This window comes from Stenotrophomonas sp. 3(2025) (assembly GCF_052665395.1).
Genome location: NZ_JBQOIF010000001.1, coordinates 194,960 through 204,217 on the forward strand (window position 1 = coordinate 194,960; position 9,258 = coordinate 204,217).

The window sequence follows — 9,258 nt, forward strand, 5'->3', positions numbered from 1 at the left end:
GGGCGCATTGCCGCGCCCCCGCCACACGTGTCGTGACTGTGGTCACGCTGTCCGATCAGAAACCGGTATTGAACTCCAGCTGGAACACGTCGATCGACAACGGCGGGCCCGACACTTCCTTGGCCGCCATCCACTTGCCGCTGATCCAGCTGCGCGCGTCCATCGCATAGGCGCCGCCCACGTAGTAGCCGCGCGCATTGGTGCCGCCCAGGTGGAAGTTCGGATCGTTGTAGGCATCGGGCAGTGCATCGGCCTCGATCCGCTTGTAGCCCAGCAGGGCCTGCCACTGGCCCTTCTCCTTCAGCTCGGTGGCGCCGAAGGTGGCCTGCAGCATCCAGGCGGTGTCGCCGCTGCGGAAGGTGTCGATGCTGGCACTGCCACCGGCACCGTAGTTGTTGACGATGCCGTTGTTGGCCCGCGCGAACATGGCCTGCTTGTCATAGGCCAGGTTGCGGATGTAGTCCGCATCCAGACGCATGCCGATGTCCTGCGCAAGCTGTGTATCCCAGCGCAGGTTGAAGGTCGCCAGGCGGAAGGCGGAAGCAAGGCCCACATACTGCGGCGTGGGCGTGTTGGCCGGATCCAACGGGTTGCGGGCGATGTCGCGGATCAGCATCAGGGTGTTGCCCTTCTGCATGAACGCCGGCCGCGACCAGTCGGTATCGCAACCGACCGCGCCGGCGTACAGCGCGCACGGGGACGACAGACGACCGCTGATGTTCTTGAAATCGTAGTAGCCCAGTGCCGCGCGCAGGCTGTTGTCATCGTTGAAGCGCCAGTTCACCCCCACCTGCGCACCGGACAGCCACTTGTTCTCGTTGGGCGTCTTTACCCGGCTCTGGCTGGGCGCGCTGTCGGAGGTGTACTCCAACGGCACCACCGCCAGGTTGCCGAACAGGCCGACGTCCTCGGCGAGGTCGTAGCTGAGATTGGCCGCCAGGCCGTCGAAGTTCAGATCGTTGGAGAACAGCGTGTCGCTGGTCCAGAACGGATTGCCGAAGCGTCCGCCGCGCACCGTCACCCAGTCGGCCGGGCTGTAGGCCAGCCATGCCTGGTCCAGCCACACGTCCTTCTTGCCCAGGCCACCGCCAAGCTGTTCGGTGGTGGACACCGGCCCGTTGCTGCTGCCGCTGGCCAGGCGCACGCCTGCGGTGGTGTGCTGGCCGATCGTCGCTTCGATGCCCAGCCGTGCGCGGATCCGCCACAGGTTGCGGCGGTCCTGGCGGGTGTTGAGCAGCGGCGGCAGCTGCAGGTTGGTGTTGTTGTTGGTATCGAAGCCGTTGCCTGCGTTCACCGAGGCCCAGTTGGTCTCGATGTCGCTGTTGCGCTCGGAGTAGAAGCGCGATTCGCTGCGCACACGCATGTCACCGCTGACCTTGATGCGCTTGGTCCACTCGGCCACCTCGTTCGGCGCGGCCCAGCCCTCGGCTTTGGCCTGCTCCATCACGTCCTGGCGTACCTCGTCGCGGATGCCATCGCGCACGCTGTGCGGCACGTACGGCACGCGCACATCAGCGGCTTCCAGCGCCACGCCGCCACTACTGGCTGTGCTGCCGGCGGTACCGCCTTGCACGGCCGCCGCTTCTGCTTCGGCCTGCACCAACAGGGCCTGGCCGTCTTCGGGCTTGAGCGCGCCGCTGGCGATCAGCCCCTTGATCAACTTGACCATGGTGGTTTCGGCAGCCATCGCACCGGCCGGCGCGGCCAGGCCGAGCAGTACAGCGCAGCACAGCAACGCCCGTCGGGCCGGCCGTGGGCGGCGGGATGCGGTTCGAGCGCGGTCGTGGTCGTTCATCACGGTTCTCATCGGAAGAAGGGAAATCACGGAAGTCATCGGTCACGCGCCGGGACGGCGCCCCTGGATCAGCACGCGCGCGGGAAAATCCAGCGACGCCGGTGGCATCTGGTCGACCTTGCCGATCTGTCGCAGTGCTTCAAGCACGGCCACGTCGGCCTCTTCGTTGCCGCTGCCGCGCACCAGCTCGACCTTCTCCAGCCGGCCATCGGGCGCCAGCCAGACATTCACCTGCAGCTGGAACGCCAGGCGCTTGACCCGCGCATCGCGCGAAATCGCCTGCTGCATCAGATAGCCCAGGTAGCGGCCATAGCTGGCGTTGCCGGCACCGCCGCGGCCAACGCCGGACGAGCCACCGCCGCTGCCCGACTGGATGCCGAAGTTGTCACCACCGGCCTGTGCATCGGCGTCCATGGTCACCGGGTCGGTGTTGTCCGGCGTCGGCGTCGGTTCTTCGGCCGGCGTTGGCTGCTCCAGCGGTTCCGGCTCGGTCACGGTCTCTTCCGGTGGCGTCTCCGGCTCGGGCGGTTTTTCCGGCGGTGGTGGTGGTGGTGGTGGCGGCGGTGGCAACGCCAGCATGGGCGGTTGCACCACCGGCCGGCGGGTGCTGGCGGTGTCCTTGAACAGCAGCCACCACACGGCAACACCCAGTACCAGCAGCGCCGCCAGCACCAGCGCGATCGTCACCAGCAACTGGCGTCCGCGCGTACCGGGCTCCTGCAGGGGTGGTCGATGACCGGCCATGCCTCAGCCCTGCGCCTTGCCGGTGACCAGCCCGACCTGGGCCAGCTCCAGCCGGCGCAGCAGATCCAGCACCTCGACCACGCGCGCGTACTGCACCTGCGCATCACCGCGCACGATCACCGGGAAATCCGGCGAGGTTGCCCGTTCGGTACGCAGGCGGTCCTCCAGCTCGGTCATCGTCACCGGGTAGGCATCCAGGAACACCTGGCCACTGGGGTCGATGGTGATCGCCTTGGTCTTGGGCTTCTCCAGTGCGGTGCTGTTGCTGGCCTTCGGCAGGTTGACCTCGATGCCGGGAATGGAGGCGTTGCTGGTCAGGATGAAGATCACCAGCACCACCAGCAGCACGTCGACGAAGGGCGTCACGTTGATGCCCTTCTCGCGCTTCTTGATGCCGAACTTCGCCTTGTAGCCCATGGCCGGCCCCTCAGCCCTGGACCACGGCCGGGCCGCGCCCGTCCTGCTCTTCGGCCAGGCGGGCGGCGAACTCGTCGATGAACACCGCCATGTCGGCGCCGATCGCTTCGGCGCGTGCCCCCAGCCAGTTGTAGCCGAACAGCGCAGGAATCGCGACGCCCAGGCCGGCGGCGGTACACAGCAGCGCTGCCGCCATGCCCGGGGCCACCGAGTTGATGTCCACCGCACCGGCCATCGCCGCCACCACGAACACCAGCATGATGCCGATCACGGTGCCGAACAGACCGACATACGGTGCGCCCTCGATGGTGGTCGACAGCCAGTTCATGCGCCTCGCCATCGCTTCCTGTTCGCGCACCATCACCGCATCCATCGACGCGCGGATGGCGGCGATGGTGGCCGCACTCAGGTAGCCGGAGTTGCCATCGCGCTGATGACGCTGCTGCATCTCATCGATGGCCACCTGGTAGATGCGCCACAGCGAGCCGTCGTGCATCGCCGTCGGTACCTTGCCCTGCCGGTCCATCTCGGACAACGTGCGCAGCGGCACGCCGGAGAGCTTGCTGAAGCTCTCGGTGAACACCGCATTGGCCTTGCTGGTGCGGCCGAAATGACGGCTCTTGGCGATCATGATCGCCCAGGACAACAGCATCATCAGGCCGAGGATGGCGACCACCACCCAGGCGTCGAACGGCATCGCCTTGAGGATGAAGGCGAAGTGGCTCTGCCCGGCCGACTGCTCGTCGGCACCGTAGCTGACCAGGCGCGAATCGGCGCCCTGCGCGGTGGCATCGACCAGCAGCAGCGCCGCCGGGCGTGCTACGCGTGAGATGCGCAGTTCATCCAGCGCGCCATCGAAGTTGGCCAGCGGTTGCGCCGCGCCCGGCGCATCGGCACCCACCACCGCTGCGGTGGTCAGTGCCGGCAGCTCACCACTGAGCTGGGCCACCACGCGACCGTTCAGATACAGCTGCAGCGACCCCTTCTCGGCGGTAAGCGCGAGATGCGCCCACTGCCCTTCCGGAATCGGCTGCGCCGGCGTGCTGCGTTGACCGTTGAGCTGCACGAACGGCACCCGGTTGTCGATGCCCACCACCAACTCTGCGGTGCCATCGCGCCGGGCGTAGATCGCCTGCGCGGTGGTCAGCGCGCCCGGTTTGATCCAGGCAGAAACGGTAAGTGGCGCACCCGCTTCCTGTGCCAGCGAAGCACTGGCCGGCAGCGGCAGTGAACCAGCGCCCAGCTGCACGCCACGCCCGATCACCGTGCTTTCCGCCGCAGGCACTACCGCACCGGCCGTGTTGCCGTAGGCCGTGGTATCACGCGCCGGCGCATTGGCTTCGGCAAAGTGGTAGACCAGCGTGTAGTCCGGATCGAACACCTGCTGGCCATTGCCGCTGGCCGGTGCCTTCGCGTTGCCGTAGTACATCCAGATCGTCTGCGGCGCGCTGGCGGTCAGTGCCGGAACGTCCACCCAGACCAGGGCCAGGCCCAGGTTCGGGTCGAACTGCTCGATCTGATGGGCCAGCACCGTACGCCCGTCGGCAGAAACGAAACGCAGGTCGTTGCCACCCTCCTGGGTGCCATCAAAACCGAAGTTGCCGGTATGCAGGCGCAGCAGCAGCGGCGTACGCCCGGGGTTGCCGGCCACCCCCGCGCCCTGTGGGCCGGCGTCGACGGTGATCGGCTTGCGGTACTTCCATTCGGCCTGCCACCAGTTGGCATCGGCCGCGGCCGCGGGCAGCGCAATCAGCGCAGCCAGCAGCAGCAACATTCGGGAAAGCAGACGGTCCATGCAAAAGGTCTCCGGAGAACGCATCTCAAGGGAAGGGTCAGTAGCTGGTGCTGATGTTGAAATGCAGGCGCGGGTCGTCCTTGCGCGTGACCGGGCCATCGGCGTAGGGCCAGGCGTAGTCCAGGCGCAGCTGCAGGTGTTCGCCCAGGCGCAGCTGCGCGCCCAGCCCGACCGACGCCAGGTTGTACTTGTCGCGCTGCTCCGGCAGCGGCTGACGCAGGCGCAGGTAGGCCGCGTCGGCGAAGCTGTACAGCCGCAGGTCGGTACCGCTCCACAGCGACCACGCCGGGGTGCGCCATTCCAGGTTGGCCAGGCCACCGTAGTCGCCGATCGCTTCGGCCGACAGGTAGCCGCGTACGGTGTACATGCCGCCGGCGGCGAACTGTTCGGCCGAGACCAGCGGCGCATCGGTCGCCTGCAGCGAGCCACGCGCAGACCACTGCCAGTCGTTGCCGAAGGTGTGCGTGTTGGAGACATCGGCCTTGAACGCCACGAAACTCGGATCGGCCCAGTAGCGCTTCTGACCGAAATCGGTGGCGTTGCTGCCGTAACCGAACAGACGCCGGGTTCCCGCCACCAGCTGCGTGTTGATGCTCAGCTGATCGTGCTCGCCCTGGCGCACGCCGACGAAGGCCAGCGTGACCGGTGCGTACTTCAAGGGCGTCTTCAGGCTGTCCATGCCCATCTGCGTGTCTTCTTCGGTGTCCTTGAAGTCCACACCGAGGCTGAGCTGGCGCCACCAGGCACTGCTGCCCGGCAGGCGGTAGTTGAGCTTGAGACCAATGGAATGACCGTTGCCGATCACGTTGGTGCCGGTGCCCGTGCCTGCGCCGCCTTGCCCGCCGGCATTGAGTACGCGGCTGTCGGACGTGTAGCCCGATGCCTCAAGACTCCACGGCGTGCCCTCGAAGGGAACGGTGTAGGAGGCGGAGAACACCTTTGCCTGGTGGGTGTCTTCCGGCGCGATGAACACGCCGATGCTCGCACTGTGGCCGCGCCGCCACAGGTTGTCGTGGGCCAGCGATGCACTCAGGCGCAGCTTCTCGGTATCGGCGCTATGGTCGTTGTTGAGCGCGGCACTGGCACGCCAGGGTGACTTCTCTTCCACCTGCAGGTCCACATCCATGGTGCCCGGCACCTGGCCTTCGCGCACCAATGGCATCACCTGACGGCGGCCCCCTTCGTTCAGCGCCGTCAGTTCCCTCTGTGCCTGGTCGAAATCGGGCACGCGCCCTTCAGCCAACGACGGCACCCGCTCGCGGATGCGCTCGGGTGAGTCATGGCGGGCACCGACCACGCGCAGCTGGCCAATGGGCGTCTGCTGCACCTTCAACAGCACCACGCCCGCGTTGACCTGCTGCTCTGGCAGCTCCACATAGACCGATTGGTAGCCGGCCTGCTGGTACAGCGCGTTGACTGCATCGCGCGCCTTCTCGACATCGGCGAGCGTTTTGCCGGGGCCGAGGAACGGTTCGACCGCGCATTCGATCTGGCGCGCATCGAGCACGGTGTTGCCGCGCACGATGTACTCGTTGATGTTCACCGTGGACGCTGACGCGGCGTCCTGCGCGAACGCTGGAGACGGCAGCGAGGCCAAGGCCAGCAGCAAGGGATGCAGGCGCAGCGGAAGGCGAACGGCACGGCACGGAACGGGAGTCATCGAAGGCATCGCGTCGTATCGAAGGGAATGGCCAGGGAGCGGCGCGTGGGTCTACCAACAGGACGTGCAGGCCGCGTCAAAACCGCCAACAGTTTTGTGACAGCACTGTCATCTGTTGACGATGCTGAAACAGGCGCAGGCGGACACTTCGCCTGGCACACGTCTTCATTGCAAAGCGCTTGCTGCGTCGGGAGATTCAGGATGCACGCCACTCTGCTTACGCCAAACCGCCCTGCCCTCTGCCTGACGTTGGTTCTGGTTCTGGCTCTGGCTTCGCCTTGGGCGCGGGCCGACCAGGCTGCCAAACAGGCAGATGCAGCGCCATGCATCGAAGTACAGGTCAATGGCGAGCGCATCCCCGCCTGGGACTGCCTGCAACGCAAGCTGGCGCCGGCAGCAGGCACGGCCGCCCGCCCCGACCTTCCCGAAGCCGAACGCCTGATGCGCAAGCCCGGCAACCAGTTGCTGCAGTACAACCTGGAGGGCACGCGGCAGCGCATGGGCGATGCGTTCGGGCGTTCGGTGGTGCCGCAGCGTCCAGCGCGCTGAGCCGTGTTCAGTGCCGCCCCACGACGGCGGGAACGATGCCATCGGTGGGCAGCGGCGGCAGTTCGGGCACGGGCAGCGAGCGCGGCTGGCCTGCCTGTTGCAGTTCAACCGCGTTCGCGCTGATTGCTGCCAGTACCGTGGATGGGCCGAGACGCTGGCCCGGTGCATAGGCCTGTGCAGGCGCCCCATCCACCGACAGCAGCACCAGCGGCGCCTGCTGCCCGGCCATTACCCCCAGCACGGTCACGTCGGTCTGCACCGCGCCGGGCGAGAGCAGCCGCACCAGCGGTGTGCTTGCAGCGTCGTCGAAGGCCGGGGCAGCGGGTACGGCGACCGGCACCGAGGCGGCGGCGACGCGAGCCGGCGCCATGAACAGGGCCATGCCCCAGTATCCCGCCACGGTCAGCAGCAGCATGGCCGCCAGCAGGGTCAACGTGCGATTGCGATCCCAACGCCTGCCGTCCATGTTCCGCACCTTCGCCAGGTTCCCGTGCGGCCACGCTAGCAGCTGACGCTGACGCTTTTGTTTCATCATCCGCGCCTACGCTGGCAGGTATCGGCAAGGACGGGAAGCGATGTGCAATGCAACGCAGGCCACGCGGTTTCACGCTGATCGAACTGATGGTGGTGCTGGTCATCGTCGGCATCTGCACGGCGGGTATCGGCCTCGGCCTGGGCAGCCTGCTCGACCCTGCGCGGCAGCTGCGCCAGGAATCGGAGCGGCTGGCGCAGCGCCTGCAGGTCGCGCGCGATGAAGCGCGCATTGATGGTCGGCCGATCCGCTGGCAGGCCACTGCAGAGGGCTACCGCTTCAGCCGCCGCGACGGCGAAGGCTGGGTCGAGCTGCGGCGCGATGACCTGCTGCGCCCCCAGCAGTGGCAGACCCGTGGCATCACCGTGCAACCAACGGCTGCCATCGAGCTGAGCCCAGAATGGATTGGTGAGCCGTGGGAGCTGGCGTTGTCGCTGGACGGGCGTCGACTGCGTCTTCGTGATGATGGCAGCGGACAATTGCAGGTCATGCAGTGAAGCGGACGCAACACGGATTCACGTTGATCGAGGTGCTGATCGCGTTGGCCATCGTGGCCATCGCATTGGCGGCGGTGATGCGCTCGGTGGCGGTGGCGACCGATGACCAGTCGCGTCTGCGTGACCGTCGGCTGGCCCTGTTGTGCGCGCAGGACCGCTGGCAGGAGCTGCGTCTGTCCGCACAGCCACCCGGCGATGCGCGCCTGCTGTGCCTGCAGGGGCGCACCCGCTTCCTGGTGCAGCAGCACCTGGGCAGTGGCACCGACGGGCAACCGCAGCTGGAGTTGAGCGTGGTGGCCGAAGATGCGCCGAAGCAATCGCTGACGCGCCTGCAGTTGCCGTGGACGGCGGCGCCATGAAACGCGCGGCGGGCGGTTTCACCCTGATCGAGGTGATGATCGCCATCACCATCATGGGCGTGCTGGCGGTGATCTGCTGGCGCGCCCTGGACAGCGTGGCCAATACGGACCAGCGCCTGCGCCAGGCCGATGCCGAGACCAGCACGGCGATGCGGGTGTTGCAGCAGTTCCAGCGCGATATCGAGATGCGCGCTGACGATGCGCTGATGAACGGCGCGGTGCGTCCGGCCGATCAACCCGCGCGGCTGCTGCCGCCGTCGTTGACCAGTGAGCGCCACCCCGATGGTGGCTTCACGCTGGAGATCACCCGCAGCGTCGGCAGTGATGGGCTGCAGTGGCAGCGCGTTCGCTGGTGGCGGCAGGGCAGCATGTTGTGGCGTGCCAGCGGTGCGCCGTCCGATCACTATCCACTGCCTGCGCCCGAGCCGACGCGCGGGTTGCTGGTGGCACGTGATGTGCAGCGCTTCGAGGTGCGGGCGTGGCAGCCCGGGGTGGGTTGGGCGATGCTGCCCAGCCAGGGCGAGGTACTGCCGGCTACCGGTCTGGAGTTGCGGTTGGGGTTGCGTGATGTACGCGGGCCGTTGAGTTATCGGCGGGTGTTGGCGCTCTGACGCGCATCCACGCATGGCGTGGATCTACTGCCAGGCCTGCTTTGCTGCCAAGCCTGTTCTGGTGGGTGCCGACCGTTGGTCGGCACTGAAGCTGACCCTGCCATCCACGCATGGCGTGGATCTACTGGACTGCATCCACGCATGGCGTGGATCTGCTGCCGGGCCTGCTTCTGCTGCCAAGGCTGCTCTGGTGGGTGCCGACCGTTGGTCGGCACTGAAAGCTGACCCAGCCATCCACGCGTGGCGTGGATCTACTGAGAGGCATCCACGCATGGCGTGGCTTTACCGCCCTCCTGCCG

10 protein-coding genes are annotated in these 9,258 nt (G+C 67.1%); 4 read left to right on the top strand and 6 right to left on the bottom strand.

The window, feature by feature from the left end; all coding sequences use genetic code 11:
* Positions 1-55: 55 nt before the first annotated feature.
* Genes ACUXVE_RS00935 through ACUXVE_RS00955 form a run of 5 tightly spaced genes read right to left on the bottom strand, consistent with a single transcriptional unit; the run spans position 56 to position 6,411 of the window.
* Positions 56-1,795 (bottom strand): putative porin, encoded by a 1,740-nt coding sequence (locus ACUXVE_RS00935; protein ID WP_445513622.1) that lies wholly within the window; start codon positions 1,793-1,795, stop codon positions 56-58.
* Positions 1,796-1,837: 42 nt separating this feature from the next.
* Positions 1,838-2,539 (bottom strand): TonB family protein, encoded by a 702-nt coding sequence (locus tag ACUXVE_RS00940; RefSeq protein ID WP_445513623.1) that lies wholly within the window; start codon positions 2,537-2,539, stop codon positions 1,838-1,840.
* Positions 2,540-2,542: 3 nt separating this feature from the next.
* Positions 2,543-2,956, bottom strand: a complete 414-nt coding sequence (locus ACUXVE_RS00945) for an ExbD/TolR family protein (protein WP_025874382.1) — start codon at positions 2,954-2,956, stop codon at positions 2,543-2,545.
* A 10-nt stretch (positions 2,957-2,966) separates the two neighbouring features.
* Entirely contained in the window at positions 2,967-4,751 is a 1,785-nt protein-coding gene (locus tag ACUXVE_RS00950; RefSeq protein ID WP_445513624.1) for a DUF2341 domain-containing protein, read from the bottom strand.
* Positions 4,752-4,788: 37 nt separating this feature from the next.
* Positions 4,789-6,411, bottom strand: a complete 1,623-nt coding sequence (locus tag ACUXVE_RS00955; RefSeq protein WP_445513625.1) for a ShlB/FhaC/HecB family hemolysin secretion/activation protein — start codon at positions 6,409-6,411, stop codon at positions 4,789-4,791.
* Positions 6,412-6,612: 201 nt separating this feature from the next.
* On the opposite strand from ACUXVE_RS00955, the gene ACUXVE_RS00960 reads away from it, so the two are divergent.
* Positions 6,613-6,960, top strand: a complete 348-nt coding sequence (locus ACUXVE_RS00960; protein ID WP_445513680.1) for a hypothetical protein — start codon at positions 6,613-6,615, stop codon at positions 6,958-6,960.
* Between the two features lie 7 nt (positions 6,961-6,967).
* On the opposite strand, the gene ACUXVE_RS00965 is transcribed toward ACUXVE_RS00960, so the two are convergent.
* Positions 6,968-7,426, bottom strand: a complete 459-nt coding sequence (locus tag ACUXVE_RS00965; protein WP_222389329.1) for a general secretion pathway protein — start codon at positions 7,424-7,426, stop codon at positions 6,968-6,970.
* A gap of 116 nt (positions 7,427-7,542) precedes the next feature.
* Here ACUXVE_RS00965 and gspH point away from each other — a divergent pair, with 116 nt between their 5' ends.
* Genes gspH through ACUXVE_RS00980 form a run of 3 tightly spaced genes read left to right on the top strand, consistent with a single transcriptional unit; the run spans position 7,543 to position 8,959 of the window.
* Positions 7,543-7,989 (top strand): type II secretion system minor pseudopilin GspH, encoded by a 447-nt coding sequence (gene gspH, locus ACUXVE_RS00970; protein WP_222389326.1) that lies wholly within the window; start codon positions 7,543-7,545, stop codon positions 7,987-7,989.
* Positions 7,986-8,348 carry a type II secretion system minor pseudopilin GspI gene (gene gspI / locus ACUXVE_RS00975; RefSeq protein WP_222389323.1) on the top strand — a complete coding sequence of 121 codons (363 nt, stop codon included), beginning with the start codon at positions 7,986-7,988 and terminating at the stop codon, positions 8,346-8,348. The genes gspH and gspI overlap by 4 nt, the downstream gene beginning before the upstream one ends.
* Complete coding sequence (locus ACUXVE_RS00980) at positions 8,345-8,959, top strand: prepilin-type N-terminal cleavage/methylation domain-containing protein (RefSeq protein WP_445513626.1); 615 nt, start codon at positions 8,345-8,347, stop codon at positions 8,957-8,959. Before gspI ends, ACUXVE_RS00980 begins: the two co-directional genes overlap by 4 nt.
* Positions 8,960-9,258: the final 299 nt, after the last annotated feature.